Genomic DNA, 26,603 nt, shown 5'->3' on the forward strand with positions numbered 1-26,603 from the left:
CGCGGCGAGATCGCGCATGGATTAACGCAGTTGATATCGACTAATCTCGATGCGTATTAGTAACCGTGGCTTCAGGGCTCGGAGCTGGCAGATGCACGACCCCGTTGACCTTCCGCGTGATCAGACGAGTTCCATCGGAGCCGCCGCGCATAGCGAGCCGGAGAGCGCCGCGGCCGTGACGATCGCCCCGGAGATCCAGCTCGACAAACTACCCGCGCTCGGTTCGACTGAGTGCCGCCAGGCGACGGCTGCGCATGACGACCGTGACGGGCGGAAGCGCACCGAGAAGTCGGGGCTCGTCACGCCGACGATGTGGCGCTGACCGGCCGGTCCGCACCAGCGCCGATCAGGACTTCCGTTCCGTGGGAGCCGTGACCGGATCAGCGGTGCCCTGCGACGATCTCTGTTCCTGCTGCTTCAGCTGCTTGTCGATCGTCTCGCGCGAGCCCTCGGCCGGCTCCTTGTCGAATGGGCTCTGTCGTTCCTGCGTGGGCTGCTCTGCCATCTTGCTCTCCTTCTGCATGCGAGGCGAACGCCTTCTGCATGCGAGGCGAACGGCGGCGTGCGGGAGGCGTTCCAAGGAAGCTACGGGGCCCGCGCTGCGTGCGACAAAGAAGCGGCGGCCGGATTGGAACGTTCGGCCGGAGCGGCCGGTTGTGCGGACAGTAGTGGCACTCACCAACGACAACAGGAACGCGAGACATGAGCAACAAAGCGCGGGATATTTTCATCCTCGGCCTCCGCAACGCCCATGCCATGGAGATCCAGGCGCGGGAATTGATGGAGCGGCAGTCCGAGCGGATGGACGACTATCCGGAGGTCAAGGCGAAGCTGCAGATGCATCTGCAGGAGACAAATCAGCAGCTGCAACGGCTGGAGCAATGCCTGGATGCGTGCGGCGAGAGCAGCTCGACGCTGAAGGATACCGCGCAATCGGCGATGGCCAACATGATGGCCATGGGGCATGCGATGTCGGGCGACGAGATCCTGAAGAACACCTTCGCAAACAACGCGTTCGAGAATTTCGAGATCGCCGCCTACAAGTCGCTGATCGCGCTCTGCGGCGCGGCAGGCGTCGAGGAAGCCCGTGGCCCCCTGCAGCAGTCGCTGCAGGAGGAGGAGCGGATGGCGGAGTGGGTCGATTCCAACGTCGAGAAGGTCACGCTGCAATTCGTTCAGCACGAGGAGCGGCAGGCGGCCTGATCGGCGGTATCTCGAGGCTGGGTTGGGAACCCGTCAACTTGATCGCAACCTCCGGTATCATCCGGATACCCGCGACTCAGTTGATGGGGTACACCAAATCCAGCCCTTCTTGGGGCGTTTCCTCCCTGGACTTGGGCCGCCTGCACTGAATGTGCGGGCGGCTTCTTTCTTTGGGAGGTTGGCCTGGCGGAGGTTGGCTGGTCAATCGCTGTCCTGGATCTGCACCCAGGGCCGCGTGACGGCATCTTGTTGCTCGAAGCGGGAGATATCTCCGTTCAGCGATGCCGTGAGGTCGAGATCATCCCAGCCGTTCAACAGCTTTGTGCGCCAGATCGGATCGACCGCGAAAGTAAACGTGCGGTTACCTAATCGGATCAGGCTGTCGCGGAGATCGACAGTGATGGCGGTATCCGTCGTCTGCAGCAGAGTCAGGATCTCCTCTGCATCGGCGTCGCTCACCTTTGCCGGCAACAGTCCATTGTTCACGGCATTCGACGCGAAGATGTCGCCGAAGCTCGGCGCGATCACGCAGCGGAAGCCGAAATCGACAAGTGCGTAGACCGCGGCCTCGCGCGACGAGCCCGCGCCGAAATTGCGCCGCGTCACCAATATTTCGGCGGCCTGTGCAGAGGTTGAATTGAGCGGGAAGTCGGGCCGCCTCTCGCCGCTCTCATCGAACCGCATGTCATGCAGCAGATATTGCCCGTAGCCGTCGGCCCGCGAGCGCTTCATGAAGCGCGCCGGGATCAACTGATCAGTGTCGATGCTGGCGAGCGGCAGCGCGCAGGCGGATGTCGTGAGGATCTCGAACGGCTTCATACATCGCTCCTCAGCAGCGGCCGCACGTCGGTGAGATGTCCGGTGATGGCGGCGGCCGCGACCATTGCCGGCGACATCAGGTGCGTGCGCGCGCCGGGCCCTTGTCGGCCCTTGAAGTTGCGGTTGGTGGTCGACGCGCAGCGCTCGCCTGGAGGCACGAGATCGCCATTCATGCCGACGCACATCGAACAGCCCGAGCCGACCCAGTCGAGCCCGGCGTCGATGAAGATGCGGTCGAGGCCTTCCTGCTCGGCCTGCTGCTTGACGAGATGCGAGCCGGGCGACACGAGGCCTGGCACGCGCGCCTTGCGGTCGGCGAGCACATGAGCCGCCGCGCGCAGATCCTCGATGCGGCTATTGGTGCAGGAGCCGATGAAGACGCGGTCGATCCTGATCGTGTCGAGTGCCTGCCCCGGCGTGAGCCCCATGTAGTCGATCGCCTCGCGAATATGGCTCGCGCGCGATTGGTCCTCGATGTCGGAGGGATCAGGCAAGCGGGCGCTGATCGGCAGCGCATCCTCTGGACTGATGCCCCAGGTCACGGTCGGCGCGATGTCCATTCCTCGAAGCACGATCTCGCGATCGAACGTCGAGTCGGTATCCGTCGGGAGCTTGCGCCAGGCCGCGATGGCGCGATCGAAGATATCTCCGACGGGCGCGAACGGCCGTCCCTTCACATAGGCGAAGGTCGTCTCGTCGGGCGCGATCATGCCGCAGCGGGCGCCGCTCTCGATCGAGAGGTTGCATAGCGTCAGCCGGCCTTCCATCGACAAAGCGCGGATCGCCGTTCCCGCATATTCGATCGCATGGCCCTGTGCCCCGTCGGCACCGATCGTGGCAATGATGGAAAGCGCGATATCCTTGGCGGTGATCCCCGGGGCGGTGCCGCCGTCGATCGTGATGCGCATCTGCCTCGGCTTCTTCTGCCACAAGCACTGCGTCAGCAGCACGTGCGCGACCTCGGAGGCGCCGATGCCGAAGGCGAGCGCGCCGAACGCGCCATGCGTCGAGGTGTGGCTGTCGCCGCAGACCATGGTGAGGCCGGGCAGCGTGAGACCTTGTTCCGGTCCGACGACATGGACGATGCCCTGACGCGGATCGTCGAAGCCGAACAGGCGGATGTCGTTCGCGCGGCAATTGTCGTCGAGCTGACGGATCATGCCGGCGATGTCAGGCGCGATCTCATTGAGGTCGCGCGTGCGGGTCGGCACGTAGTGATCGGCGACGCCGATCGTCAGATCCGGCCGGCGCACCTTGGCGCGCTTGTCCTTGAGCTTGTTGAAGGCGTGGAACGAGCCCTCATGCACGAGGTGGCGATCGATGAACAGCAGCTCCGCGCCGTCCTCGCGGCGCGTCACCACGTGGGTATCCCACACCTTCTCGAACAGCGTGCGCGGCGGCCGTGCGGCGTCGCTCATGTTCGAACCTCCTCGGTCGACCTCAATTCATTTCTCATGTCGTGCGTGCCGACGCTGCAGCGAAGGGGCGCGCGCCGCCATGTGTCCCTGATACACGGCTTCCAACGCCGTGCGCGGTGCGTTGTTGTCACCGGCCTGCATCACTGGAACCCCGGCACGGCGCAGCGCCAGATAGAGCGTCTGGTCGGCGCTGTTGTGATCGACGGCGATCAGCGCCGAGAAGCCGGTCAGGCGTTCGATGTCGCCGGTCGAGAGATCCTCGACTTCGAGAGTGCCGCCGTCGAACGCGCGGACCGCCCGCAACGTCGCGATCCTCACCTTGCGCTCGCGCAGCCGGCGGCTGTTCGCCAGCGTCGAATAGATCGTCGTCCGCCAGGCGTAGCTCGCGGCCGGAACGAACAAGGTCACCGTCTTGCCGAGATCGGCGAAATGCTCCAGCGCGGACAGCGTGCCCCATTCGCCGGTGCGGTCGAACACCGCGACCGATGCCCCGAGCTTGTCCGGGGCCCGGAGCGCGTCGGGCAAAGTGAACACCGGCCCGCTGCCGGGAATGGGCATCGGCGTGGTCGTCGAGCCCGTGGCCAGGATGACGCGATCCGCGCCGAAGGCCGCGATCTCCGCCGCGCCAGCGTCCTTGTTGAAGACCGTCGTCACGCCGAGACGCGCGAGCGCCGCGATCTGAAAGCCGACGAAAGCCTCGAAATTCGCCCGCTTCGGCATCAGCCAGGCCGTGCGCAACTGCCCGCCGAGCTGCCTCCCACGCTCCCACAAGGTCACGTCGTGTCCGAGCGCGGCCGCGACGCGCGCCGCCTCGAGGCCCGCGGGACCTCCGCCGACCACCAGGATTTTGTGACGTGCACCGCGCGGCAGCGCCTCGGGCTCGTCGAATGTGCCTTCCAGTCCCGCGATCGGATTGATCAGGCAGCGGATCGGCAGGTTCCGCTCGAGCATGCCGGCGCAGCCCTGGTTACAGGCGATACAGCTGCGGATCTCGTCAGCGCGACCCTCGATCGATTTCCTCACGATCGCAGGCTCCGCAAGATGCGCACGCGCCATGCCGACGGCATCGGCATCGCCCGCGGCAATCATCGTGTCGGCCTCGTCGAGTCCCGTAAAACGGCACACGGCGAACACGGGGGTCTTGAAACCGTCTGCCCGTAGTGACTGGCGGATGCGCGCGGGCAGGGCGCGGAACGGCGCCGGATCGAACGCCATGTCAGCCATCTGCGTCGCTAGCGAGTAGCTCGCGACATAGGCCGAATGCGAGACGTTGACGAAGTCGATGCGCGTCTGCCGTGCGAGCATCGGTACGATGCGTTCTACCTCGTCGATGCCGAGCCCGCCCTCGGCATATTCCTCGCCGCTTATGCGGATGCCGAGACAAAATGTCTCGCCAAGCTCGGCGCGCAGCGCCGCCAGCACGCGCGCCGGAAAGCGCAGCCGGTTCTCCAGGCTGCCGCCGTACTCGTCATCTCGCTTGTTCGACAGCGGCGACATGAACTGCTGCAGCAGATGCCCATGTGCCATTTGCAGCTCGATGCCGTCGAAGCAGGCGGCGACGAGATTGCGCGCTGTGACGAGGTGGCCCTCGATCACCTGCTCCATGTCGAACTCGTCCATCGGGCGCGGCGGCAGCGCCGAGATCGACCACGGGATCGGCGAGGCGCCCCATGATACCGTGCGCTCGAAATCGCCTTCGACCTGCCGTCCGAGATGAATGATCTGGCCGAGCATGGCCGCGCCTTCCGCCTTCACCGCATCGGTGATGCGGCGGAACGGATCGATGCAGGCGGGATCGAAGCCGCATACCGCTTGCGGACGGCCGAGCGAATTGGCGTGCACGCGGATAGATTCGAAGATGATCGCGCCGACGCCGCCGCGCGCACGGGCGCGATGATAGGCGAGGTGCTGCGCGCTCGGCAGATGGTGCTCCCCGAAATTGGTGGTGTGCGCGGGGACGAAGATGCGGTTGCGGAAGCGCAAGTGGCCGATGTCGAGCGGGCTCAAGGCCTGTGCATATGGCTGATGCTGCGACAAATCGCGTGATCCTCCCGGCAAGCCGCCCATGGCTTGATCCTTGCTCCGGATGCAGGCGTTTGAGCCGGTTGACCGAAGCTGTCATATTTTCTATACACCTACTGTATTGAAAGCAAGATAGCTCTCATCAACGGGACTCCTCGCCCTTGCGCACCGCGTCCGAGCCACTGAAGGCACGACGGATCTACCTGCTGCTGAAGGACAAGATCGCATCCGGCGAGCTTGCGGACGGCGAGCGGTTGCCGGGCGAGTTCGCGCTCGCCGAGGAGCACAACGTCTCCCGCGTCACCATCCGCCAAGCGCTCGATCTGCTCGCTGGCGAAGACCTCATTCAGAAGAAGAGCGGGCTCGGCACCTTCGTGCATCGTCCGGCGTCCAAGGTCCGCACCGTTCTCGCCGACGTCTCCAACGTGTTTGCGCATCTGATCGAGATGGGCCGAACGACCGATGTGCGTCTTCTCTCGTTCGATTACATCACGCCATCCGATCAGATCCGCGAGGCGCTGCGGCTCGCACCCGACGAGCGCTCGCAGCGCTCGGTGCGCGTCCGTCTCGTCGACGGCGTGCCGTTCTCCTACCTCATCGCCAACGTGCCCGAGCGCATCGGCCGCAACTATTCGCGCGAGGATCTCGCGCGCATGCCGCTGCTGGAATTGATCGAGCGTTCCGGCCTCACCAGCGCCTCGGCGCGGCAGGAGATCAGCGCGGTGCTGTCGAGCCCCGACGTGGCTGAGGCGCTCGACATCGATGTCGGCATGCCGCTCGTGGCCCTGCGCCGCACGGTCTACGGCAAGGACGGCCAGCCGATGGAGCACCTGCAGGCGCTCTACCGGCCCGACCGCTACACATTGCAGATGAACCTCGAACGGACGGGCGACGAAGGGCACCGGCACTGGAGCCCGACCGCCGAGGTGTACCGCAGGGAGCGCCCGCGCCGGCGGCCGCCAGTCAGGAAAGTGGGGAAGTCATGACGTTGAGCCCGAAGTCGCTGTCACGCCGCAATGTGCTCAAGAGCGGTGTCGCGCTCACCTCGATGCTGGCCGCGCCGGGCCTGCTGCGCGCGGAGCCTGCACCCGTCAAGGTCGGTCTGCTGCAGCCGATCTCGGGCGCCTTCGCACTCGACGGCGATCTCGCTAAGATCGGCGCGGAGTTCGCGATCAAGGAGATCAACGACGCCGGCGGCATCAAGGCGCTCGGCGGCGCCAAGCTCGAGCTCGTCGTCGGCGACAGCCGCTCGAATGCTGAAGCCGGCGCGCAGGCGACCGAGGAACTGCAGTCGGCCGGCGTCGCCGCCGTGCTCGGCGGCTTCGCCTCGGGCATCGCACTGACCGCGACGCAGACCGCCTCGCGCTACGATCTGCCGTTCGTCGTGGACTGCGCGGTGGCCGACACCATCACCGAGCGCGGCCTGAAGAACACCTTCCGCTTCAACCCGAACTTCAGCATGGCCACGTCGGTCGCGCTGAAGAACCTCGTCAAGCTCAACGACGATGCCGGCAAGCCGATCAAGACGGTGGCGATCGTGCACGAGGACGGCCTGTTCGGCTCGGGTCTGGCCAAGATCATGCAGGAGAAACTGCCGCCGCTCGGCTTCCAGATCGTCGAGACCATCGCGCATCCGACCCCGGCGCGCGACATGACGAACGTCGTGCTGCGGCTGCGCGCGCTCAATCCCGATCTGATCGTGCCGTCGCACTACTTCAACGAGTTCGTGCTGATGGCCCGCACCCTGCAGCAGCAGCGCGTGCGCCCGAAGGGCATCTACGCCGTGTTCGGCGGCGCCGCTTCGAGCTATCGTTTCGTCAACGAATTCCCCGAGGCTGCCCAAGGCGTGATGGACTGCAATCATTGGGGCGATCCCAAGAGCCCGATCACCGCCAAGCTGCGCGAGACCGTGACCGCGGCCGGCAAGTTCTACGCCTACAACACGCCGATCAACTACTCGCTGGTGAAGGTGTTCGCCCAGGCCGTCGAGAAGGCCGGCAGCGCCGACCGTGCCAAGATCATCGAGGCCTTGGCAGCGAACGAGTTCGACAGCGGCGTCATGCCCTACGGCAAGACCAAGTTCGACGCCAAGGGCCAGAACACCAGCGCGCTGCCGCTGAACACCCAGGTCCAGGGCAAGGACATCAAGGTGATCTACCCGGCGGACTACGCCGACGCCAAGCCGGTGTTCCCGATCAACGGATGATCGGGCAGGGCAGGTAATAGGCGGTCCGTCGCCGTGTGACCGCAATCCGTCGTAACCGAACGTTGGAGCCAAGTACTTCGCACCACGAGCGGTGCGCTCCCTCTCCCCGTTCTTCACGGGGAGAGGGTTGGGGTGAGGGGCAGCCACACGCACCGGACTCGCGGAGAGCCCCCTCACCCGGATTGCATCTGGCGATGCAATCCGACCTCTCCCCGCCCTAGCGAAGCTTCGCTTCGCCCTGGCGGGGAGAGGTGAAGACCGAACAGGCGGCGATGAGGTCGCGTACCAAGCGGATCGCTCACAGCGTCTGCTGAACTTGAGGATCTAATGTACTCGCCCCAGATCGTCGTGGAGGCGCTGTTGAACGGACTGATGCTGGGCGCGATCTATGCCTTGATCGCGCTTGGCCTCACACTGATCTACGGCGTGCTGCACATCGTGAATTTCGCCCACGGCGCGCTGCTGACGGTGGCGATGTTCATGGTGTGGCTCGCCTGCGCCCGCTACGGCATGGACCCGTACCTTGCCATTCTCTTCGTCGCGCCGTTCATGTTCGCGCTCGGCTACGCGCTGCAGCGCTTCATTATCGGCCCCGCCAGTCACGGCAAGGACAACGGCATCCTGCTGGTCACCCTCGGCCTGTCGATCATCATCGAGAACGCGCTGCTCGCCGCCTTCCAGTCCGATACCCGTACGATCACCACCGACTACTCCTTCCGCGTCGTCGAGCTCGGCCCGTTGCTGCTGTCGTTCCCGCGCGTCGTCGGCTTCAGCGTCACCATAGTGACCACACTTCTGCTCTGGCTGGTGCTGCACCAGACTGACATCGGCAAGGCGATCCGCGCGGTCGCGAAGGAGAAGCTCGGCGCCAGCCTCGTCGGCATCAGCGTGCCGCATGTCTACGCCATGACCTTTGCGATCGGCTGCGCCTGTCTCGCCGTCGCCGCGGGCCTGCTGATGCCGTCCTTCTACGTCAGCCCGAAGACCGGCGCCGCCTTCGTGCTGGTCGCCTTCACCATCGTGGTGCTCGGCGGCATGGGCTCGATCCCCGGCGCGCTGATCGGCGGCCTCCTGGTCGGCGTCGTCGAGGCCGCGTCCAGTCTCTTTCTCGGTGACAGCCTCGGCCAGATCGGCATCTTCCTGATCTTCATCGTCACCCTGCTGGTGCGCCCGACCGGCCTGTTCGGAGCGCGCGCATGACCAGGCCGCGTCTCGCCACTCTCGCCTTCATCGTCGTTGCGCTTGCTATCGTCCCGTTCCTCGGCCTGTCCGGCGCATTGCTGAATCTCATGATCTTCATGATGATAACAGCGCTGGCGGCGCAGGGCTGGAACATCCTCGGCGGCTATGCCGGCCTGTCATCGTTCGGTCACGCCGCCTTCTTCGGCGTCGGCGCCTATGCGATGGCCGTGCTGCAGACCCGCTTCGGCGTCAACGCCTGGATCGCGCTCGTGATCGGCATCGCACTCGGTGCGCTGGTCGGCGCCGCGATCGGCTTCCTCAGCTTCCGCTCCGGCCTGAAGGGCTCTTACTTCGCGCTGATCACCTTGGCCTTCGCCGAGGTCGCCCGCATCCTCGCCAACAGCACCAATTTCACCGGCGGCGCCGCCGGCATCCTGCTGAAGCTGCAGACCGGCCTGCCATATCTGCAATTCGCCGACCGCCGTTATTTCCTGCTCATCGCGCTCGGCTTCGTGGCGATCGGCCTTCTCGTCAGCTGGTGGCTGGAGCATTCGCGCTTCGGCGCCTATCTCGTCGCGCTGCGTGAGAACGAGCAGGCGGCGCAGGCGCTCGGTGTCGACGTGTTCGCGGTCAAGATGAAGGCGATCGCGATCTCCGGCGCGCTGACCGCCGCCGCGGGCTGCCTCTATGCGCAGAACTATCTGTTCATCGACGCCAATGTCGCGTTCGGCTCGTGGATCTCGATCGAGGCGCTGTTCGCGGCCATCGTCGGCGGCTCCGGCACCGTGCTCGGGCCGCTGGTCGGCGCGATCGTGCTGCTGGGCCTGGGCGAACTCACCAAGAGCGTGTCCGGCGGCATTCCCGGGATGGACCTGCTGGTGTTCGGCGTCATCCTCGTGCTGTCGGTGGCGTTCTCGCCGAACGGCCTGGTCATGCTGATGAAGAGCCTCGGCCTGCGGGCGCCGAAGGCGAAGGAGGCGTGATGCTCGAGGTCAAGTCCCTCACCAAGCGCTTCTCCGGCCTCGTCGCGGTCGACCAGGCGTCGCTGTCGGTCGCGAAGGGCTCGATCACCGGCCTGATCGGGCCGAACGGCGCCGGCAAGACCACGCTGTTCGCGATGGTCGCGGGCTTCCTGCAGCCCGATGGCGGCAGCGTCAGCTATGACGGCCGCGACATCACGGCGTTGGCGCCACATGTTCGCGCGCGCCAGGGCATCGCGCGCACCTTCCAGATCGTGCAGCCGTTCGAAGGCCTGAACGTGCAGGAGAACATCGCGGTCGGCGCCTATCTGCACACGCCTGATGCCAAGGAGGCCATGCAGCAGGCCGCTGAGATCGCCAAGCGGGTCGGCCTCGGTGCCGATCTCGCCAAGGCGTCCTCCGATCTCACCGTTGCCGGCCGCAAGCGTCTCGAAGTCGCGCGCGCGCTCGCGACCAGGCCGAAGCTGCTACTGCTCGACGAAGTGCTCGCCGGTCTCAACCCGTCGGAAATCCGCGACGTGCTGCCGCTGGTGCGCGACATCCGGGACCAGGGCATCACCATTCTGATGATCGAGCACATCATGCAGGCCGTGATGAATCTCTGCGACAAGGTCTATGTGCTGTCGCAGGGACGCATGATCGCCGAGGGCGAGCCGAGGGCCGTCTGCGAGGACCCACAGGTGATCGAGGCCTATCTCGGCCATGGCGCGGCCGAACGTCTGCGCGCGGAGCAGGCTCATGCTTGAGGTTCGCGATCTCCGCGCCGGCTACGGCGGAACCGAAGTGCTGCGCGGCGTCAGCTTCGACGTCAACGCCGGCGAGGTCGTCGCCGTGCTCGGCTCCAACGGCGTCGGCAAGACCACCTTGAACAAGGTGCTCTCGGGCGTCGTGCCGGCAACGGCTGGCACCATCCGCTTCAACGGCGCTGCGCTGGAGCATGCGGCCGCGCCCGACATCGTCACCGCCGGCCTGATCCATGTGCCCGAGGGACGCAAGATCTTCCCCAATCTGTCGGTGCGAGAGAACCTCGAACTCGGTGCCTATTGCCGTCCGCGCCGCGGCCGTGCTGAGCGCATCGAGCAGATCTACGCGACGTTCCCGAAGCTCAAGCAGCGCGCGCGGCAATATGCCGGCACGCTGTCCGGCGGCGAGCAGCAGATGCTGGCGATCGGCCGCGGCCTGATGGGCGAGCCGAAGCTGCTCATCCTCGACGAGCCGTCGCTCGGCCTGTCGCCGCTAATGGTGGAAGAAATGTTCGCGCTGATCGCGCGGCTCGCGGCGTCCGGGCTCGCCATCATGTTGGTGGAGCAGAACGTCGTGCAGTCGTTGGAGCTCGCCGGCCGCGCCTACATCATGGAGAACGGCATCATCACGCTCTCCGGCCAGGCCTCCGAGCTGAAATCCAATGCCGAGCTGAAGCGCGCCTATCTCGGTCTGTGACCACGGCTTCAGCGAATAGTTTGAGACAAACAAGGAAACGACAATGAGCCTGAGATTCACTCTGGCATCAGCCGAGCTGACGATCGCGCCCGGCGTGTATGACGCGCTGACCGCGAGCATCGCCGCCGAGGCCGGCTTCAAGGCGCTGTATCTGACCGGCGCCGGCATCGCCTACACCAAGCTCGGCCGTCCCGACATCGGCCTGGTGTCGATGATGGAGGTCGCCGACACCATCGCCATGATCCGCGATCGCGTCGAGACCCCGCTCGTGGTCGACGGCGACACCGGCTTCGGCAATGCGCTCAACGTGCAGCGGACGATTCGGCTGTTCGAGCGCATGGGCGCCTCCGCGATCCAGCTCGAAGACCAGACCACGCCGAAGCGCTGCGGCCACCTCACCGACAAGACCGTGATCAGCGCCGGCGAGATGGTCGGCAAGATCAAGGCCGCGCTCGATGCGCGCCAGTCATCGGAGACCTTGATCGTCGCGCGCACCGATGCGCTGGCGATCGAGGGCATGGAGGCCGCGATCGAACGCGCCGAGCGCTACGCCGAGGCCGGCGCCGACGTGCTGTTTGTCGAGGCGCCGAAGAGCAATGAGCAACTCTCGGCCATCGCCGGACGGCTGGCATCGAAGCGGCCGCTGCTCGCCAACATGGTCGAGGGCGGCTCGACGCCGATCCATGCGGCCTCGGAGCTCGGCGCGCTCGGCTTCAAGCTCGTGATCTTCCCCGGCGGCATCGTGCGAGCGCTCGCCTTCTCGGCGCGCGCCTACTATCAGTCGCTGGCACGGGCCGGCTCGACCAAGCCGTTCGCCGACCGCATGCTCGATTTCGCCGGCCTCAACGCGATGCTCGGCACCGCCGACATCCTGGCCAACGGCGCCCGTTACGCCGCTGATGACGAGGGGACGCGGGCATGACCACCTTGGATCCGATCACGCTTGCGGTGCTGAAGGGGCGGCTGGAGCAGATCGCCGACGAGATGGACGCGACCTTGTATCGCTCCGCGTTCAATCCGACGATCGCCGAGGCGCGCGACGCCTGCCACGGCATCTATCACGCCACGACAGGCGATACGCTGGTGCAGGGGCAGGGCGGTCTGCCGATCTTCGTCGGCGCCATGGCCTTTGCCGTGCGCGCCGTCATTGCCAAGGTCGAGAAGGAGGGCGGGTTAGAGGAAGGCGACACGTTCATCTTCAACGATCCCTATGACGGCGGCACCCATCTCAACGACTTCCGTCTGGTGCGTCCGGTGTTCCGCGATGGCCGGGTGTTCTGCTGGATCGCCTCGGTCGGCCACTGGCTCGACATCGGCGGCAATGTCGCCGGCGGCTACAATCCGAAGGCGGTCGAGAGTTTTCAGGAAGGCATGCGTATCCCGCCGGTCAAGCTGATCGCGGCGGGACGCATGAACCACGACATCCTCGGCATCATCGAAGCCAATTCGCGCGTGCCGATGTCGAACTGGGGCGACCTCAACGGCCAGCTCAACGCGCTCGATCTCGGCGAACGCCGCCTGCGCGCGCTGCTCGACGACTACGGCGACAAGATCGTCTCTGATGCGTTCGAGGCCTTCTCCGACCGTGCCGAGACCCTGATGCGCGCGGCGATCGCCTCGCTGCCCGACGGCACCTATTCGTTCGAGGACGTGCTCGACAATGACGGCATCGTCGATGTGCCGCTGACCGTCGCGCTCGACGTCACCATCGCCGGCGACACGCTGACGCTCGATTTCACCCGTTCGTCGGCCGCCTGCAAGGGCCCGATCAACATCTCGCGCTCGACCACGATCGCGGCCTGCTACGTCGCGCTGAAGCATGTGTTCACCGAGGTGCCGGCCAATGCCGGCTGTCTGCGGCCGATCGCGTTCGCGATCACCGACGGCTCGCTGCTCGCGGCGGGTCCGCCGAAGCCGGTCGCGGGCTACACCGAGACCATCCTGCGCCTGATCGGCGTCGTGCTCGGCGCGCTCGCCAAGGCAGATCCGTCGCGCGCCACAGCCGCGCCGTTCGGCACCATCAACGCGCTATCGATCGCCGGCCATCGCAAGGACAACAGCCGCTTCGTGATGTTCTCGTTCTTTGGCGGCGGCCTGGGCGGCAATCCCGCCACCGACGGCCTCAACCACGCCAACAACCCGATCTCGACCGCGACCATTCCGCCCGTGGAAATCTTGGAAGCAGCCTATCCCGTCATGTTCACGCAATGGGCGTTGCGCCCGGATTCCGCCGGCGCCGGCACCCATCGCGGCGGCGTCGGTGCCGTCTATGAGGTCGAACTGCTGGCCGATGCCGACGTCGCGCTGCTCGGCGAGCGCGGCAAGGCGGCGCCGTTCGGCGTCGCCGGCGGCGGCAGCGCCGCGCTCAATCATTTCGCCTGGCAGACGGAGCAGGGCGAGGCGAGCCCGCCGATGGTGTCCAAGATCACCGATCTGCATCTGAAGGCCGGCAAGCGCGTGCGGCTGGAGACACCCGGCGGCGGCGGCTGGGGCCCGCCCGAAGCGCGGCCTGTCGCTGACGTTGCGCACGACGTCGCGCTCGGTTTCGTGTCACCTGCGCAAGCGCGTGACGTCTACAAGGTTGCGATGACGGCTGATGGCGCGGTCGATGAAGCAGCGACGCGCACGCTCCGCGCTGGAGGTGCGGCATGAGCAAGCTCGGCACCATCGTCGGCGTCGACGTCGGCGGCACCTTCACCGATCTCTTCTACTTCGACGAGGCGAAGCGCAGCTTCCGCACCAACAAGGTGCCGTCGAACCGCGGCGACGAAGCCGTCGGCTTCCTCGAAGGCTTGCAAGGGTTCGGCGCGGTCACGCATCTCACCTCGATCGTGCACGGCACGACCGTCGGCACGAACGCGCTCCTGGAGCGCAAGGGCGCGCGGATCGGGCTGATCACAACGCGGGGATTTCGCGACGTGCTCGAGATGCGTCGCCGCGACCGCCGCAACACCTGGGGCCTGTGGGGTGACTTCGTCCCCGTCGTCGAGCGCGACATGCGCGCCGAGGTCGATGAGCGCGTGCTGTCGGACGGCACCATCCGCACTGCGGTCGATGTCGCGCAGGTCGAGGCGACCGCGCGCGAACTGCTCGCCAAGGGCGCTCAGGCGCTGGCGATCGTGTTCGTCAACGCCTTCGCCAATCCCGACAATGAGCGCCGCGCGCTCGAAGCCGTGCAGGCGATCTGGCCGAACGATAACGTCGCGTGCTCGAGCCAGATCCTGCCGGAGATCCGCGAATTCGAGCGGACCTCGACGACCGCACTCAACGCCTATCTGCAGCCGGTCGTCGGCTCGTATCTGCAGAAGCTGCAGAACGCGCTCGCCGGCGAGGCGTTCGACGGCCGCTTCCACATCGTGCAGTCCAATGGCGGCGTGATGTCGACCGATGCGGCGCGGCGCTTCCCGATCCGCACTGCATTGTCCGGCCCGGCGGCCGGCGTGATCGCCGCGGCGGAGATCGCCAAGGCGGCCGGCTTCCCCAATGTCATCACCGGCGATCTCGGCGGCACTTCTTTCGACGTCTCGCTGGTGGTCGATGGCGCGACGTCGCTGGCGGCGCAGACCACGATCGATTTCGGCCTCGTCGTGCGCACGCCGATGATCGAGATCACGACCATCGGCGCCGGCGGCGGCTCGATCGCCCATGTCGATGCCGGCGGCCTGCTGCAGGTCGGCCCGGAGAGCGCCGGCTCGCGGCCGGGTCCCGTCTGCTACGGCGGCGGCAACGATCGCCCGACGCTCACCGATGCCAACGTCGTGCTCGGCCGCATCAATGCAAACCGGCCGATCGGCGGCAAGCTCAAGGCGCTCGATGTCGAGGCCGCCAAGCGCGCCATCGCCAGGCATGTCGGCGAGCCGCTCGGCCTCGGTGTGATGGAAGCGGCCGAAGCGATCGTGCGCATCGCCGACAGCAAGATGGCCGGCGCAATCCGGCTGATGTCGATCGAGCGCGGCCATGATCCCTCGCGCTTTGCGGCGGTGCCGTTCGGCGGCGGCGGCGCGTTGCATGTTTCGGCGCTGATCAAGGATGTCGGGCTGAAGGCGGCGCTGGTGCCGCGCTATCCCGGCGTCACCTCGGCGCTCGGCTGCGTCATCGCCGATATCCGCCACGACCAGGTACAGACGCTCAACATGTTCGTCGACGGCCTCGACATCGCGGCGCTGACGCGGTGGATGCTGTCCGAGGCCGCGCACGCGCAGGGCGTGGTCAAGGACGCGCGGCTTGCGGTCGAGCGCATCGACACCCTGTTCGAGCTCGACATGCACTATGTCGGTCAGACCCATACCATCCGCGCGACCTTGCCGGCCGAGATTCGCGACGGCGCGATCGCGCTGACCGTGGAGGACGTGCGCAAGGCGTTCGAGACCGCCTATCAGAAGAGTTTCAGCCGGCTCTTGCCGGGCGTGCCGATCAAGATCGTGAACCTGCGCACGGCGGCGATCGGCGTGCGCCCGCGCTTCGACCTCGCAACGCTTGCGCCGGACGCGAGCGCCGACCTCGGCAAGGCAAAGCTCGGCAGCCGCAACGTCTGGTTCGACGGCCAATGGTGGGACACGGCGATCTACGCCCGTCTCGATCTGCCTGTCGGCACCGAGGTCGCGGGCCCCGCGATCCTCGAGCAGCCGGATGCGACGACGGTGATCGCGCCCGGCTTCCAGGCGCGGGTGGACCAGTTCGGCAACGTCATCGTGGAGCGGACATGAGCGATCACAACATTCCCGCCGCGCACAGCGCGCTGCTGATCGTCGATCTGCAGAACGACTTCCTCGATCCGAAAGGCGCGTATGGCCGTGCCGGCCAGACGGCGGCGGATATCGCCGCACTTCCGCCGCGGCTCAAGCCGTTCGCGGACCTGATGCGGTCCAAGGGCGGCTTCGTGATCTCGACGCAGTTCACCCTGGTGCCGGGCAAGGGCGGCGAGCCCCTGATCTCGCCGCATCTGAAGCAGCTGCGGCCGTTCCTCGCCAAGGGCGATTTCCTGCCCGGCGCCTGGGGCCATCAGCTCGTCGACACCTTGCAGCCGGCCGATGTGACGATCGAGAAGATCGCGTACTCCGCCTTCTACATGACGCGGCTCGAATGGGTGCTGCGCAAATGCGGCATCGAGAAGCTGTATGTCGCGGGCATCGTCACCAATGGCGGCGTCGCCTCGACCGTGCGCGATGCGCATATCCGCGATTTCGAGACGGTGGTGCTGGAGGATGGATGCGCGGCCTTCACCGCGGAGACGCATGCGACCGCAATCGCGGCGCTCAAGCCGGTATGCCGCGTGACGTCGATCGCGGAGGCGATGACGGAGCTGGCGGGAGCATGAGGCAAGTTGCCGAGTATCGCCACCTGCGGGGCCTCATGGTTCGAGACGCGCCGAAGATGGCGCTCCTCACCATGAGGGGAGACATTCGTGCCAAGACCGAAATCCTCGTCCTGAGGAGCGCGCCGCAGGCGCGCGTCTCGAAGGACGGCCACAAGCGTCGTAAGGGGCGCACATGAGCACGATCGAGATCATCGACCATACGCCCGAGTTCGCCGTCGATTGCCTGATCATTGGCGCCGGCGCGGCGGGACTCGTCGCGGCGCTGTCGGCGATCGAGAATGGCGAGAGCGTGCTGGTGCTGGAGCGTGATGCCGTGCCGCAGGGCTCGACGGCGCTGTCTGCCGGACTCGTTCCAGCCGCTGGCACGCGCTGGCAGACGGCGCTCGGCATTGACGACACTCCGTCGCGCTTCGCCGACGACATCATGCACAAGGCGCATGATGAACCGGATGCTGTGCTGGTGAAGCTGGTCACGACGACGATAGGTCCGACGCTCGAATGGCTCGCCGACCGGCATCAACTGCCGTTATCGCTGGTCGACAATTTCACCTATCCCGGCCATTCGCGCTATCGCATGCACGGCCTGCCGAGCCGCGCCGGGCGCGAGCTGATCGATCGTCTGCGCACGGCAGCCGAAGCGGCCGGCATCGACATCCTCTGCGACGCGCATGCGACGACACTGCTGCTCGATGCTGACCGGCGTATCATCGGCGTGCGCTTCATGCGGCCTGATGGCAGCAGCGACGAGATCGGCTGCCGTCGCCTGATCCTCGCCTGCAGCGGCTATGGCGGCAATCCGGCGCTGGTCGCCCGCCACATCCCGCAGATGGCGAGCGCCACCTATTTCGGCCATGTCGGCAACCAGGGCGATGCGCTCAATTGGGGCGAGCAGCTCGGCGCGGCAACGCGCCATCTTGGCGGCCATCAGGGCCACGGCTCCGTCGCGCATCCCGCCGGCATTCTCATCAGCTGGGCCACCATCACCGAGGGCGGCTTCCAGGTGAATGCGCGGGGCGAGCGCTTTTCCAACGAGGCCTCGGGCTATTCCGAGCAGGCGGCCAACGTGCTGGCGCAGCCGGACGGCGTCGCCTGGACGATCTTCGATGCGCGCATCGCCGGCATCGCCGCGCAGTTCGAGGATTTCCGCAATGCCGTAGAGCATGGTGCGGTGCTCGAAGCTGAGGACATCGTGGGTCTTGTGGCGGCGATGCGCGTGCCGTTTGAAGCGCTCGCAGCAACCTTCGCGGAGGTCGCGACCGCGAAGTCGGAGCGGCACGTCGATCGCTTCGGCCGCAGCTTTGCTGGTGTCCCGCAGCTCGCGCCGGCTTATCGTGCGGTCAAGGTCACCGGCGCGCTGTTCCACACGCAAGGCGGCCTTCTCATCGACGACCACGCCCGCGTGATGCGCAAGGACCGCACCTCGATCGACAATCTGTTCGCGGCCGGCGGCGCCGCCTGCGGCGTCTCCGGCGCTGATGCCTCCGGCTATCTCTCCGGCAACGGCCTGCTCACGGCCGTCGCTCTCGGCCGCGTCGCGGGGCTGGCGCGCTGAGGCGACGATGCCCTCTCCATCCATTGGATATTGCAGATCGCGCGGCTCGCTCGGTTTACCTCGCCCCGCCAGGGCGAAGCGAAGCTTCGCTGAGGCGGGGAGAGGTCGGATCGCATCGTGAGATGCGATGCGGGGGGCTATCCGCACGGTCGGTGGGTGTGGCGGCCCCTCACCCCAACCCTCTCCCCGTAAGAACGGGGAGAGGGAGGGAACCGCGATCGAGGGGAGCGGTTCGACTAACAACTACACGCCAGCATCACCTCATTCCGCCGCAGCATCGGCAAGGTCCACGGCGGATTGTAGAACGCGAGCAGGGGCGCGCCTGATACGGCCAACCCCTTGCGCTGCGCGTAGTCGCGTAGCTCGCGGGTCTTGTCGGCGAGAATGCCGTCGGAATACGAGCCCGAAAAGGTGAGCGCGACCATACGCTGAGCCGGCATCGGCGTCAGCTTGATCCGGTCGTCCGCCGGCGGCGGCAGAGTATCGAGCGTCCAGTTCGACGGCATCACGAAGCTGACGCTCCAGCGGTCGCTGGCGACGCCATCGGCCGGCGCGGTGGCCGCGCTGGCCTGCTGCTGCACAGGCGCGGTCATCGCGATCTTGGCCTTGGCCTGGTTGGCGCCGAAGATGTAGCCGCCGATGATGCGGAAGCCTTCCTCGATCGCCGGCCGGCGCGCGCCCTGCACCTCGGCCTGCGCGATGATCATCGGCGCATAGGCGCGGATCTCATAGTCGCCGTCGCGGCTGACCACGTCGTATTTGGGATGTTCGACCCGGCTCATGAGCGGCCCCGCAGCAATGGCAGCGCCTGCGACAACGAGCACGACGAGGCCGGTGAGCCCGATCAGCATGCGGCGTCTCCTCGGTGGTGTCGGCTCGGTCATGACGGTTGCGCCGCTGAATTGGTGTCAACGAGGGAACGAGGCGCGAGGTCCAGCGGATCAGGTGAAAGGCTGCCCGTCGGGCGACTCAGTTCGACGCCGCGGCCGAATGAAAGAGCCAGCTGCGCGGCAGGCGCCTTCTCCACCCCGTTCGCTCCTGCGCCGAAAGAGAAAGTTTCGTTGCGTTCTCAGCGGGATCACCTCTGTCCAGATGCAAGCGCAAAAATTTCGTTGTTTCGCTTTAGCAGAAACCATGGTCTCCTCCCTCCATCCCGTCCTCATGCAGAGGGGCGTACGCGTCGTCACGATACGTAGAGGCGGGGAGCGGTGGCCGCGGGCCTGTCAGGTGCTGATGCGCTGGACGATTGGCAAGCTCGCGGACGGTCAAGCCGTGTGGTCCTGGCGCCCCGATGCTGGCGCCAAGCCTGGATGACATGAACCCTGACAGGACGTGTCATCAGGTGACGGGGGCAAACAAGCCCGGTCCCCGGGGAGAGCGCGGAGCAGCCGTGAAGCCCATCGCGCAGGGAGGGCCGGGTCTGTCCGGCTGAACCTGTGGTACCTGCCGCCTGCATTTTTTTCCGCAGGCGGGCCACGGGCCTCAGTCGAGGTCCGGTCCTCCTTGCGCCCTCGCATTGTCGCGCGAGGGTCTCGAGCATCGCTTCGGGCGCGTGTTGCGCCGCGAGAGCGATGGCGCGTGCGCGGATGGTGGCGCTGGCATAATGGATATGCTTATCAGTTGGTGGGCGTCGCGTCGGCGCGTCAGAACCAACAATCAGCCGGTTGCAACGGCTGCTCCAGGAGGAAACCATGGCAGACACCTCACGCCGCGATCTTCTCGTCGCCGGCACCGCCGCCGCTGCAGCCGCGATCATGACGGACCCGCATCCGGCTGCCGCACAGGCTGGGCCGAAGCCGATCTTCGCCGTGCAGGCGATCACGATTCCGATTGTCGGCGAGCAGGGCGTGTTCCCGGTGCGGCGCATCTACTGCATCGGTCGCAACTACGCGGCGCATGCGATCGAGCGTGGCTCCGATCCCAACCGCGAGCCGCCGTTCTTCTTCCAGAAGCCGACCGATGCGATCCAGAACGTCGCCGTCGGCGAGGTCGCCGAGCATCCTTATCCGTCGCTGACTAAGAATTATCACCACGAGGTCGAACTGGTCGCGGCGCTGAAATCCGGCGGCACCAACATCCCGGTCGAGTCGGCGCTCGATCACGTCTACGGCTACGCGCTCGGCCTCGACATGACCCGCCGCGACCTGCAGAACGGCATGGCCGCCGAGAAGAAGCCGTGGGAGATCGGCAAGAGTTTCGATCATGCCGCCGTGATCGGTCCCATCCACCCGGTGGCGAAAGTCGGCCACTTCACCAAGGGCGCGATCTCGCTCGCGGTCAACGGCACCGTCCGGCAGAACTCTGATCTCACCAAGATGATCTGGAGCGTCGCCGAGCAGATCGCGAAGCTTTCCGAGGCATTCGAGCTGAAGGCCGGTGACATCATCTATTCCGGCACGCCGGAGAATGTTGGCCCCGTGGTCAAGGGCGACGTGCTGTTGTGCAAGCTCGAGGGTCTCCCCGACATGTCGATCAAGATCGTTTGAGAATAGGAAGGGCAGATGATTGATCTGCCACTCATAATCCTCCACTGGAACGGAGGTCGTCGCCGTGACGACGGTGCGCTCCCTCTCCCCGTTCTTCACGGGGAGAGGATTGGGGTGAGGGGCGGCCACACCCACCTCCCCTGCGGAGAGCCCCCCTCACCCGGATTGCATCTTCGATGCAATCCGGCCTCTCCCCGCACGCGGGGAGAGGCGGGCAGCGAGCGGCACCGCGCGTGCGACTATACCAAAGGGCGGCAAGCGCTATCATCCCATCGGATGCTGCACCTGCCGCCGTGGCGCTTGCGGCGCCGCGTCTTTCATCGCCCACCTGGCACCCGCCATCGTTGTTCCCGCGCAAACAGCCGCTGCCAGCCGTTCGCAAGTTTGTGGGCCGACAAAGAGCCGCCGGGGATCGCCCTCTATCGTCGCCCGCAACAGGCAAGCGAACGAGGGCAGCCGTGGCCATCACCATCGAGATCGATCATGCCAGGACGCGCCGCATGGCGCAGGGGCAGGGCCAAAGCCCTTCTCCGGCTCAGGGCAAGACATCCGCGCGCAAGCCGGCACGATCGCCGCGTCACCTCGGCGGTCCCGTGGTTCCGCAAGGCGTCAAGGGACCTATCCGCCGTCTCAAATGGCTGATCCTGACGCTCACCCTCTCGGTCTACTACCTCACCCCCTTCATCCGCTGGAACCGCGGTCCGAACGCGCCGGACCAAGCCGTGCTGCTCGATTTCGCCCACGGAAAACTCTATCTCGGCCCGGCCGAGATCTGGCCGCAGGATCTCTATCTCATCACCGCCGCGATGCTGCTGGCGACCCTCATTCTCGTCCTGGTGAACGCGCTGGCCGGTCGCTTGTGGTGCGGATTCGCCTGTCCGCAGACGGTGTGGACCGACCTCTTCCTGCTGGTCGAGCGCCTCGTCGAAGGCGACCGCCGGCAGCGCTTGAAGAACATCAGCGCGCCGCTCACAGCGAAGCGCGTCGCGCAGATCGCGACCAAGCACGCGCTGTGGATGATGATCGCGGTCGGCACGGGCGGCACCCTGATCTTCTACTTCACCGACGCGCCGGAGCTGCTGCGCGATCTCGCCCATGGCGAGATGTAGGCGACCGCATTGACGTGGACGCTCGTCTTCGCCGGCACCACCTACGGCCTCGCCGGCTTCGCGCGCGAGCAGGTCTGCACCTTCATGTGCCCGTGGCCGCGTCTCCAAGGCGCGATCTGGGATCCCGAAGCGTTCACCGTGAACTACCGCGACTATCGCGGCGAGGTCCGGATGTCGGCGAAGAAGGCGGCCGAGGCGCGAGCGCTGGGCGAGCCGGCCGGCGATTGCGTCGATTGCGGCGCCTGCGTCGCGGTCTGCCCGATCGGCATCGACATCCGCCAGGGGCCGAACTTCGCCTGCATCAATTGCGGCCTCTGCGTCGATGCCTGCGACGGCGTGATGGCCAAGCTCGACCGTCCGCGCGGGCTGATCGACTACGAGAGCTGGGAGAACATCGAGCGTGGCCGCGTGGGCGAGCCGCGCGTGCCGCGACTGCTGCGGCCGAAGACGATCGGGCTCGCGCTCGCCTGCGTGGCGCTGGCCGGCGTGATCGCGGTGTCGTTCGTGACCAAGACCACCGCCGTGCTGTCGGTGCAGCACGACCGCGATCCGCTGTCGGTGCGGCTGTCGGATGGCGCGGTGCGCAATGCCTATACGGTGAAGCTGCTCAACAAGTCCTCGGCCGTGCAGAACTTCAAGCTCGCGATCAGCGGCGTCGACGCGGCGCTCGCGATCGTCGGCCATGCCGCCGCGGATGCGATCGAGGTCGAGCCGGATGGTTCGGAGACGCTACGCGTCACCTTGACCATGCCCGAGCCTGCGGATGCCGACGTCACCTTCGAGGCGGTCGATGCCGCCGGCCGGGTCGTGCTGAGCGCGCACGACCGCTTCGTCAACCGGTAGAGGAGACTTAAAGATACGCCTTCGGCAGCAGCATGTGGATGCCCTTGTTGCCGTCCACCAGCTGGGTGACGCGCAGATTGCCGGCCAGCGAGCACAGCATGTAGGCCTGGTTGCGCGAGAGGTTCGTGCGGGCGCAGACATGCTTCACCATCTCGCGCACGGCCTGCTTGGCGGCGTCGTCGAGATCCTCATCGAGGCCGATCGACATCATATGCGTGGCGTTCTCGGCGAACGGCCAGGTGATGTCCATGTCCTTGCGCACGGTCAGCCGGAAGGTGCCACTGACGCCGGTCTCGAGCGCGGTGATGCAGACCTCGCCGTCGCCCTGCACGCCATGGCCGTCGCCGGCGAAGAACAGCGCGCCCTCGTTGAAGACGGGCAGGTACAGCGTGGTTCCCGGCCGCAGCTCCTTGTTGTCCATGTTGCCGCCGAAACTGCGCGGCACAGGCGAGCCGCACCGTCCCCACGCCGGCGGCGGCGCTGTCGCGATGATGCCGAAGAACGGATCGAGCGCGATCTCGGTGCCCCAGGGCATGATGCAGACCTGGCGCTCGTGATCGACCTTCGGGTGGATCGTCTCGTAGTCGGTGAACTCGTCGGGCAGGGTGCCGAGCAGCGGCAGGATCGAGACAAAGCCCCAGTCCTGGCTGACCTTGCAGCTGAGGATATCGACCTGCAGCGTGTCGCCGGGCTGCGCGCCCTTCACGTAGACGGGCCCGGTGATGAAATGCGGACCCGGCCCCTGGATCATGGTGTCCAGTGCGGTGAGGTAGGCGGGAGGAACGATGCTGCGGTCCTCCGGCAAGGTCTCCTTGCCGCCGGCGGGAAACGAATGCAGCGTCACCGTGTCGCCGGAAGCGACTTCGAGCACCGGCGGCGTGGTGCTGTCGAGATAGCCCCACACCATGCTCTCATGCGTCGCGGGAATCTCGTGGCGTTTGGACATGAGCTGTCTCCGTCAGGCTCGGCTATTGGCGCTGATAACAAGGCAGGATGCGGCGGGCGGCAATGCCAAAAACTGGTCAGCCTTGCTCATGGTCCCGGCAGATCGGATCGGCTTCGGCGGCTCGTGTCAATTTTGCCAATGAATGGCGAGGCACCGTCGGGTCGGGATCCGTCATCGCCGCTGCGGCCGCTCGCGATTGGGAGAGGTGCATGCGGCGCGCGATCGCGAGCGCCATGCGTTGGCGCTCTACCAAGGTCCTGGAATTCATGCGAGAATGTTGGAGTTGGCCGCGTAGGGGTCTGTGAGCATGCGACGTTCCCTGCACACCGAGCAGGAGATTCTGGTTCTGCTTTGCGAGGCGGAGTCGGGTGTTCCGATTGCCGAAATTTGCAGCACGGCCGGCGTGTCGCTGCGTACTTTTTATCGCTGGCGCCAGCGCTATGGCGGCCTCACCAGTCCTGCCCTGCGGCATCTGAAGGAGCTGGAGATCGAGAACCAGCGGCTGCGCTCGCTGGTGACCAAGCTCGTCGAGGGCCAGCCGACCACCACTCCCAAAGCTGCGCAGGCGCCGTTGCGTCAGGACTGCGGCAGCACGCCCCATGGCGTGGCCGGCGCGCCGGGGCAGGCACGCGGCGCCGTCATCGGCCGCTATGCGTCGGTGCGCTACGGCCGCTAACTCATCATTGCTCCGCTAAAATGATCACCGGCCGGATCGCTCCGGCCGATGATGTTGTCGTTTCGCTGTCGTCAGATCGCGAGCTGCTTGCCGATCGGCAACGCACGCAGACGTTTTCCCGTGGCAGCGAAGATCGCGTTGGCGAGTGCCGGTGCAAACGGCGGCACGCCCGGCTCGCCGACGCCGCTCGGCGGCGTGTCGGCATCGACGGGTACGATGTGCACGTTCGTGATCAGCGGCGCCTCGTCGATCCGGACCACCGGATGGTCGTCGAAATTGTGCTGCTGCACCCGGCCGTTCTTGAAGCTGACCTCGCCATATTTGGCGAGGCTCAGCCCCATGATGGCAGCACCTTCGAGCTGCGAGGTGATACGCTCAGGGTTGACGAACACACCGCAGTCGATCGCGCTGTCGACCTGGTGCACCGTCAGCTTGCCCTCGTCCACCGACACCTCCACGATGGTGGCGATGTAGCTGACGAAGCTGCGATGGGCGGCGATGCCGAGGCCGTGGCCCTTGGGAACGCTGCGGCCCCAATTGCCCTTCTCGGCGACGAACTCGACGACGCGGCGCAGCCGCCCGGTGTCGATCGGGTAGCTCTCATAGGGCTCGCCGTAGTTCCAGAGATCCTTCACCGAGGTGAGCTTGACGACGCGCGGGCTGCCGATCAGCTCCAGCAGCATCTCCTTCTGGTCGCGCCCGGTGGCGGCGGCGATCTCGCCGACCATCGACTGCACGGCGAAGGCGCGCGGGATGTTCGAGACCGAGCGGAACCAGCCGATGCGGGTCATCGCCTTGGCAGCGGGGTTCTCGCATTGGATGTTAGCGATCTCGAACGGCATGTCGACGAGGCCCATGCCGAGCTCGAACGGCGCGGCATGGTCGGCGCCCGCCGCGAAGGTCGACAGGATGGTCGGCGCAACGCTGCGGTGACGCCAGGCGACGACCTTGCCGCTCTTGTCGAGGCCGGCTTCGATGCGCTCGACCGAGACAGTGTGCAGGAAGTCGTGCTGGATGTCGTCGTCACGCGTCCATTGCACTTTGACCGGCGCGCCCAGCTCCTTGGAGAGCAGGGCGGCTTCAAGCGCGAAGTCGCATTTCGATTTGCGGCCGAAACCGCCGCCGAGCAGGGTGACGTTGACGGTCACGTTCTCGATCGGGATCTGCAGCGTCTTGGCGACATCCTCGCGGGTGCCGCCGGGGCTCTGCACCGGCGCCCAGATCTCGGCCTTGTCGCCCTTGACGTCGGCCACCGCGACCGGCGGCTCCATGCTGACGTGGGCGAAGTGCGGCAGATAGTACTCGCCGGTGATCACCTTGTCGGCCGACTTCAGCGCCGCGTCCGCATCACCTTCCTGACGCACGACGAGGCCCGGCTGCCGTGCCGCGGCTTCGAGCTCGGCGCGATAGGCAACCGAGTCGTAGGCCGCATTGGGGCCGTCGTCCCACTCGACCTTCAGGGCATCGCGGCCCTTGATCGCGGCACCCGTGTTGCGTGCGATCACCGCGACGCCGCCGAGCGGCTGGAACTTCGATGGCCATGGCCAGCCCTTGACTTCGAGCACCTTCTCGACGCCGGATACCTTCAGTGCCTCCGCCGAATCGAACGACTTCACCTTGCCGCCCGTCACCGGCGGCCGGGCAATCACCGCGTACTTCATGCCGGGCAGGCGGACGTCGGCGCCGTAGTGGGCCTTGCCGACGGTGATGTCGTGCAGGTCGACGATGCTGACCTGGCCCTTGCCGAGATAGCGGAAGTCCTTTGGCGACTTCAGCGTGATGGTGTCGACGGCGGGCACCGGCTGATTGGCTGCGTCGGCCGCAAGCTCGCCGAAGCCGAGGCGCTTGCCACTGGCGCTGTGCACGACCTCGTGGTTGACCGCCTTCACTTCACTGGCGGGCACGCCGAGCTTCTTGGCGGCAGCCGCCTCCAGCATGGCGCGCGCCATGGCGCCGATCTGGCGCATCGGCAACAGATAATGCCGCGTGCTGCGCGAGCCGTCGGTGTCCTGGTTGCCGAACTTCACCTCGTCGCCGGGCGCCTGCACGACGCGGACTTTCGACCAGTCGGCTTCCATCTCCTCGGCGACGATCAGCGGCAGGCTGGTGCGCACGCCGGTGCCCATCTCGGAGCGATGGGCGAGGATCGAGACGATGCCGTCAGGCGCGATCGACACGAAGATCTTGGGATCGACGACGGTGCCATGCGGCATCTTGCCGGCGCCGGTCTCATAGGCGGCGAAGGCGGGACGCGAGAGCAGGGGTGCGGCGAGCACGAAGCCGCCAGCGAGACCGAGCGTCTGCAGGATGGCGCGGCGCGAGACGTTCTCGACCTTGAGGTGACGCTCGAAGCCGCGGCGCGAAGTGGACTTCGCGATATCCGGATTTGCGATGATGGTCATGA

25 protein-coding genes are annotated in these 26,603 nt (G+C 66.3%); 17 read left to right on the forward strand and 8 right to left on the reverse strand.

Annotated features, from left to right (window positions below; translation table 11 throughout):
* Nucleotides 1-91 precede the first annotated feature (91 nt).
* Entirely contained in the window at nucleotides 92-322 is a 231-nt protein-coding gene (locus tag BRAD285_RS07370; protein ID WP_139020673.1) for a hypothetical protein, read from the forward strand.
* Between the two features lie 24 nt (nucleotides 323-346).
* On the opposite strand, the gene BRAD285_RS35680 is transcribed toward BRAD285_RS07370, so the two are convergent.
* Entirely contained in the window at nucleotides 347-505 is a 159-nt protein-coding gene (locus BRAD285_RS35680) for a hypothetical protein (RefSeq protein ID WP_006613703.1), read from the reverse strand.
* Between the two features lie 197 nt (nucleotides 506-702).
* Between BRAD285_RS35680 and BRAD285_RS07375 the strand changes: the two genes are divergently transcribed.
* Nucleotides 703-1,203: a ferritin-like domain-containing protein gene (locus BRAD285_RS07375; protein ID WP_006613702.1), complete on the forward strand. Its 501-nt coding sequence runs from the start codon at nucleotides 703-705 to the stop codon at nucleotides 1,201-1,203.
* 201 nt (nucleotides 1,204-1,404) lie between these two features.
* On the opposite strand, the gene leuD is transcribed toward BRAD285_RS07375, so the two are convergent.
* Genes leuD through BRAD285_RS07390 form a run of 3 tightly spaced genes read right to left on the reverse strand, consistent with a single transcriptional unit; the run spans nucleotide 1,405 to nucleotide 5,507 of the window.
* Nucleotides 1,405-2,022, reverse strand: coding sequence for a 3-isopropylmalate dehydratase small subunit (leuD, locus tag BRAD285_RS07380; RefSeq protein ID WP_006613701.1), 618 nt, complete (start codon nucleotides 2,020-2,022; stop codon nucleotides 1,405-1,407).
* A complete protein-coding gene (gene leuC, locus BRAD285_RS07385; protein ID WP_006613700.1) occupies nucleotides 2,019-3,440 on the reverse strand; it encodes a 3-isopropylmalate dehydratase large subunit in 1,422 nt (473 codons plus the stop codon). Before leuC ends, leuD begins: the two co-directional genes overlap by 4 nt.
* 27 nt (nucleotides 3,441-3,467) lie before the next feature.
* Nucleotides 3,468-5,507 (reverse strand): FAD-dependent oxidoreductase, encoded by a 2,040-nt coding sequence (locus BRAD285_RS07390; RefSeq protein WP_063828204.1) that lies wholly within the window; start codon nucleotides 5,505-5,507, stop codon nucleotides 3,468-3,470.
* Nucleotides 5,508-5,623: 116 nt separating this feature from the next.
* On the opposite strand from BRAD285_RS07390, the gene BRAD285_RS07395 reads away from it, so the two are divergent.
* The 11 genes from BRAD285_RS07395 (at nucleotide 5,624) to BRAD285_RS07450 (ending at nucleotide 18,139) form a co-directional block, all read left to right on the forward strand.
* The gene (locus BRAD285_RS07395; RefSeq protein WP_006613698.1) at nucleotides 5,624-6,448 is read left to right on the forward strand and encodes a GntR family transcriptional regulator; all 825 of its coding nucleotides are present in this window, start codon (nucleotides 5,624-5,626) and stop codon (nucleotides 6,446-6,448) included.
* On the forward strand, nucleotides 6,445-7,668 hold the full coding sequence (locus BRAD285_RS07400) for an ABC transporter substrate-binding protein (RefSeq protein WP_006613697.1): 1,224 nt from the start codon (nucleotides 6,445-6,447) through the stop codon (nucleotides 7,666-7,668). Before BRAD285_RS07395 ends, BRAD285_RS07400 begins: the two co-directional genes overlap by 4 nt.
* A 327-nt stretch (nucleotides 7,669-7,995) precedes the next feature.
* Nucleotides 7,996-8,868: a branched-chain amino acid ABC transporter permease gene (locus BRAD285_RS07405; RefSeq protein WP_006612313.1), complete on the forward strand. Its 873-nt coding sequence runs from the start codon at nucleotides 7,996-7,998 to the stop codon at nucleotides 8,866-8,868.
* Nucleotides 8,865-9,833, forward strand: coding sequence for a branched-chain amino acid ABC transporter permease (locus BRAD285_RS07410; RefSeq protein ID WP_006612312.1), 969 nt, complete (start codon nucleotides 8,865-8,867; stop codon nucleotides 9,831-9,833). The genes BRAD285_RS07405 and BRAD285_RS07410 overlap by 4 nt, the downstream gene beginning before the upstream one ends.
* On the forward strand, nucleotides 9,833-10,576 hold the full coding sequence (locus BRAD285_RS07415; protein WP_006612311.1) for an ABC transporter ATP-binding protein: 744 nt from the start codon (nucleotides 9,833-9,835) through the stop codon (nucleotides 10,574-10,576). The genes BRAD285_RS07410 and BRAD285_RS07415 overlap by 1 nt, the downstream gene beginning before the upstream one ends.
* Nucleotides 10,569-11,270, forward strand: coding sequence for an ABC transporter ATP-binding protein (locus tag BRAD285_RS07420; protein WP_006612310.1), 702 nt, complete (start codon nucleotides 10,569-10,571; stop codon nucleotides 11,268-11,270). Before BRAD285_RS07415 ends, BRAD285_RS07420 begins: the two co-directional genes overlap by 8 nt.
* A gap of 43 nt (nucleotides 11,271-11,313) precedes the next feature.
* Nucleotides 11,314-12,192 carry an oxaloacetate decarboxylase gene (locus tag BRAD285_RS07425; RefSeq protein ID WP_006612309.1) on the forward strand — a complete coding sequence of 293 codons (879 nt, stop codon included), beginning with the start codon at nucleotides 11,314-11,316 and terminating at the stop codon, nucleotides 12,190-12,192.
* The gene (locus BRAD285_RS07430; protein WP_087877633.1) at nucleotides 12,189-13,922 is read left to right on the forward strand and encodes a hydantoinase B/oxoprolinase family protein; all 1,734 of its coding nucleotides are present in this window, start codon (nucleotides 12,189-12,191) and stop codon (nucleotides 13,920-13,922) included. The genes BRAD285_RS07425 and BRAD285_RS07430 overlap by 4 nt, the downstream gene beginning before the upstream one ends.
* Nucleotides 13,919-15,976, forward strand: a complete 2,058-nt coding sequence (locus BRAD285_RS07435) for a hydantoinase/oxoprolinase family protein (RefSeq protein WP_006612307.1) — start codon at nucleotides 13,919-13,921, stop codon at nucleotides 15,974-15,976. Before BRAD285_RS07430 ends, BRAD285_RS07435 begins: the two co-directional genes overlap by 4 nt.
* The gene (locus tag BRAD285_RS07440; protein ID WP_006612306.1) at nucleotides 15,973-16,587 is read left to right on the forward strand and encodes a cysteine hydrolase; all 615 of its coding nucleotides are present in this window, start codon (nucleotides 15,973-15,975) and stop codon (nucleotides 16,585-16,587) included. Before BRAD285_RS07435 ends, BRAD285_RS07440 begins: the two co-directional genes overlap by 4 nt.
* 172 nt (nucleotides 16,588-16,759) lie before the next feature.
* A complete protein-coding gene (locus tag BRAD285_RS07450; RefSeq protein ID WP_006612305.1) occupies nucleotides 16,760-18,139 on the forward strand; it encodes an FAD-dependent oxidoreductase in 1,380 nt (459 codons plus the stop codon).
* A gap of 236 nt (nucleotides 18,140-18,375) precedes the next feature.
* Here the strand turns inward: BRAD285_RS07450 and BRAD285_RS07455 are convergent, their stop codons facing one another.
* Entirely contained in the window at nucleotides 18,376-18,990 is a 615-nt protein-coding gene (locus BRAD285_RS07455) for a heme-binding protein (RefSeq protein ID WP_006613316.1), read from the reverse strand.
* 840 nt (nucleotides 18,991-19,830) lie between these two features.
* Between BRAD285_RS07455 and BRAD285_RS07465 the strand changes: the two genes are divergently transcribed.
* The 3 genes from BRAD285_RS07465 to BRAD285_RS36260 all read left to right on the forward strand — a co-directional run bounded on the left by BRAD285_RS07465 (nucleotide 19,831) and on the right by BRAD285_RS36260 (nucleotide 22,577).
* Nucleotides 19,831-20,625: a fumarylacetoacetate hydrolase family protein gene (locus tag BRAD285_RS07465; protein WP_006613315.1), complete on the forward strand. Its 795-nt coding sequence runs from the start codon at nucleotides 19,831-19,833 to the stop codon at nucleotides 20,623-20,625.
* A 458-nt stretch (nucleotides 20,626-21,083) separates the two neighbouring features.
* Entirely contained in the window at nucleotides 21,084-21,734 is a 651-nt protein-coding gene (locus tag BRAD285_RS36255; protein ID WP_006609604.1) for a 4Fe-4S binding protein, read from the forward strand.
* Nucleotides 21,735-21,743: 9 nt separating this feature from the next.
* Nucleotides 21,744-22,577, forward strand: coding sequence for a 4Fe-4S dicluster domain-containing protein (locus BRAD285_RS36260; RefSeq protein ID WP_006609605.1), 834 nt, complete (start codon nucleotides 21,744-21,746; stop codon nucleotides 22,575-22,577).
* Between the two features lie 7 nt (nucleotides 22,578-22,584).
* On the opposite strand, the gene BRAD285_RS07475 is transcribed toward BRAD285_RS36260, so the two are convergent.
* Both BRAD285_RS07475 and BRAD285_RS35300 read right to left on the reverse strand, forming a co-directional pair.
* Nucleotides 22,585-23,523: an acetamidase/formamidase family protein gene (locus BRAD285_RS07475; RefSeq protein WP_006609606.1), complete on the reverse strand. Its 939-nt coding sequence runs from the start codon at nucleotides 23,521-23,523 to the stop codon at nucleotides 22,585-22,587.
* 76 nt (nucleotides 23,524-23,599) lie between these two features.
* On the reverse strand, nucleotides 23,600-23,758 hold the full coding sequence (locus BRAD285_RS35300; protein WP_157681675.1) for a hypothetical protein: 159 nt from the start codon (nucleotides 23,756-23,758) through the stop codon (nucleotides 23,600-23,602).
* 72 nt (nucleotides 23,759-23,830) lie between these two features.
* On the opposite strand from BRAD285_RS35300, the gene BRAD285_RS07480 reads away from it, so the two are divergent.
* A complete protein-coding gene (locus tag BRAD285_RS07480; RefSeq protein WP_006609607.1) occupies nucleotides 23,831-24,199 on the forward strand; it encodes a transposase in 369 nt (122 codons plus the stop codon).
* Between the two features lie 71 nt (nucleotides 24,200-24,270).
* Here the strand turns inward: BRAD285_RS07480 and BRAD285_RS07485 are convergent, their stop codons facing one another.
* Nucleotides 24,271-26,601 (reverse strand): molybdopterin cofactor-binding domain-containing protein, encoded by a 2,331-nt coding sequence (locus BRAD285_RS07485; protein WP_006609608.1) that lies wholly within the window; start codon nucleotides 26,599-26,601, stop codon nucleotides 24,271-24,273.
* Nucleotides 26,602-26,603: the final 2 nt, after the last annotated feature.

It is taken from the genome of Bradyrhizobium sp. ORS 285 (assembly GCF_900176205.1).
Classification (GTDB): domain Bacteria; phylum Pseudomonadota; class Alphaproteobacteria; order Rhizobiales; family Xanthobacteraceae; genus Bradyrhizobium.

Coding starts and splice junctions, on each gene's coding strand:
- BRAD285_RS07370 (WP_139020673.1), top strand. CDS start 92: ATGCACGACCCCGTTGACCTTCCGCGTGATCAGACGAGTTCCATCGGA.
- leuC (WP_006613700.1), bottom strand. CDS start 3,440: ATGAGCGACGCCGCACGGCCGCCGCGCACGCTGTTCGAGAAGGTGTGG.
- BRAD285_RS07375 (WP_006613702.1), top strand. CDS start 703: ATGAGCAACAAAGCGCGGGATATTTTCATCCTCGGCCTCCGCAACGCC.
- BRAD285_RS07450 (WP_006612305.1), top strand. CDS start 16,760: ATGAGCACGATCGAGATCATCGACCATACGCCCGAGTTCGCCGTCGAT.
- BRAD285_RS07440 (WP_006612306.1), top strand. CDS start 15,973: ATGAGCGATCACAACATTCCCGCCGCGCACAGCGCGCTGCTGATCGTC.
- BRAD285_RS07420 (WP_006612310.1), top strand. CDS start 10,569: ATGCTTGAGGTTCGCGATCTCCGCGCCGGCTACGGCGGAACCGAAGTG.
- BRAD285_RS07390 (WP_063828204.1), bottom strand. CDS start 5,507: ATGGGCGGCTTGCCGGGAGGATCACGCGATTTGTCGCAGCATCAGCCA.
- BRAD285_RS07485 (WP_006609608.1), bottom strand. CDS start 26,601: ATGACCATCATCGCAAATCCGGATATCGCGAAGTCCACTTCGCGCCGC.
- BRAD285_RS07415 (WP_006612311.1), top strand. CDS start 9,833: ATGCTCGAGGTCAAGTCCCTCACCAAGCGCTTCTCCGGCCTCGTCGCG.
- BRAD285_RS07480 (WP_006609607.1), top strand. CDS start 23,831: ATGCGACGTTCCCTGCACACCGAGCAGGAGATTCTGGTTCTGCTTTGC.
- BRAD285_RS07400 (WP_006613697.1), top strand. CDS start 6,445: ATGACGTTGAGCCCGAAGTCGCTGTCACGCCGCAATGTGCTCAAGAGC.
- BRAD285_RS07410 (WP_006612312.1), top strand. CDS start 8,865: ATGACCAGGCCGCGTCTCGCCACTCTCGCCTTCATCGTCGTTGCGCTT.
- leuD (WP_006613701.1), bottom strand. CDS start 2,022: ATGAAGCCGTTCGAGATCCTCACGACATCCGCCTGCGCGCTGCCGCTC.
- BRAD285_RS07405 (WP_006612313.1), top strand. CDS start 7,996: ATGTACTCGCCCCAGATCGTCGTGGAGGCGCTGTTGAACGGACTGATG.
- BRAD285_RS07455 (WP_006613316.1), bottom strand. CDS start 18,990: ATGCTGATCGGGCTCACCGGCCTCGTCGTGCTCGTTGTCGCAGGCGCT.
- BRAD285_RS07425 (WP_006612309.1), top strand. CDS start 11,314: ATGAGCCTGAGATTCACTCTGGCATCAGCCGAGCTGACGATCGCGCCC.
- BRAD285_RS35680 (WP_006613703.1), bottom strand. CDS start 505: ATGGCAGAGCAGCCCACGCAGGAACGACAGAGCCCATTCGACAAGGAG.
- BRAD285_RS07430 (WP_087877633.1), top strand. CDS start 12,189: ATGACCACCTTGGATCCGATCACGCTTGCGGTGCTGAAGGGGCGGCTG.
- BRAD285_RS35300 (WP_157681675.1), bottom strand. CDS start 23,758: ATGGCGCTCGCGATCGCGCGCCGCATGCACCTCTCCCAATCGCGAGCG.
- BRAD285_RS07465 (WP_006613315.1), top strand. CDS start 19,831: ATGGCAGACACCTCACGCCGCGATCTTCTCGTCGCCGGCACCGCCGCC.
- BRAD285_RS07435 (WP_006612307.1), top strand. CDS start 13,919: ATGAGCAAGCTCGGCACCATCGTCGGCGTCGACGTCGGCGGCACCTTC.
- BRAD285_RS07475 (WP_006609606.1), bottom strand. CDS start 23,523: ATGTCCAAACGCCACGAGATTCCCGCGACGCATGAGAGCATGGTGTGG.